1 protein-coding gene and 1 pseudogene are annotated in these 816 nt (G+C 68.3%); one reads left to right on the top strand and one right to left on the bottom strand.

Annotated elements, in window-relative coordinates; all coding sequences use genetic code 11:
- Positions 1–160, top strand: a pseudogene (gene purT, locus AX681_RS22720) (phosphoribosylglycinamide formyltransferase 2); the annotation flags it as partial.
- On the opposite strand, the gene AX681_RS21000 reads toward purT, so the two are convergent.
- Positions 151–816, bottom strand: a 666-nt coding sequence (locus tag AX681_RS21000; RefSeq protein ID WP_197424336.1) for a hypothetical protein, incomplete at its 5' end; no start/stop codon positions are given. The pseudogene purT and the gene AX681_RS21000 overlap by 10 nt on opposite strands.

Genomic DNA, 816 nt, shown 5'->3' with positions numbered 1-816 from the left:
GGCGGTGGCTGGCGGCGAGGTGGATGTGCGGATTTTCGGGAAGCCGACGACTCGGCCATACCGGCGGATGGGCGTCGCGCTGGCGCTGGCGGGCGACACCGACGCAGCGCGGCGTGTCGCTGCCGAGGCGGCGGGGAAGGTGCGGATCGTCTATCGCTGAACGGGGGCGATCCACTCCCATTGGCAGCGGCTCTTGTCGCTGAGCTTGGAGGCAGTGTTCATCGCCTCGACCGCGCCGGGGGCTAGCGCGGTGATGAACGCGCCCTGATCGACCCAGAGCCAGGCGAGGCGCAGGCCGCTGGGCATGCGGGCGGCGAGCGCCTGATGCAGGAACGGGTCGAAATATTTGATGTGGTGGTCGGCCTCGAGCGTGAGGGGTTCGCCGTTGACGGTCATCGCGACCTGGGTGCGGACCATGCGATCGCCTGATGCTGCATCGATCTGGGTCACGGCGAGGTCGGTGACGTCCAGCGCGCCACGCGACAGACGGACCAGGTCGGCGACGACCGCTTCGTAATAGTCGGCGAAGGTTTCCACCTGCATGTCATGCAGCGCGAGGTTGGCCATGCACGACGCGGGGGCGAAGTCGGAGTGGTAGTAATCCGCTTCGATCAGCGCGAGCAGGATCGTGTCGGGCTCGACCTTTTCGTCCTGCTCCGCGACGCCGGGGTAGAGAATGGCGGGGTCGGGTGCAGTCGGAGCGAACACGCCGGCATCGGCCATGATCTGAACCGCGCGGCGCACCTGACCCTTGCGCGCGGGGGAGAGGGTTGGGAGCGGCCCTTTATGGTGCACCGGCTGGGGCGGGGCGAAGGG

It is taken from the genome of Sphingomonas sp. CCH9-E2, assembly GCF_001557215.1.
Lineage (GTDB): Bacteria > Pseudomonadota > Alphaproteobacteria > Sphingomonadales > Sphingomonadaceae > Sphingomonas.
The sequence above is the reverse complement of the archived record's forward strand: the minus strand, read 5'-3'. Positions and strand labels throughout refer to the sequence as shown.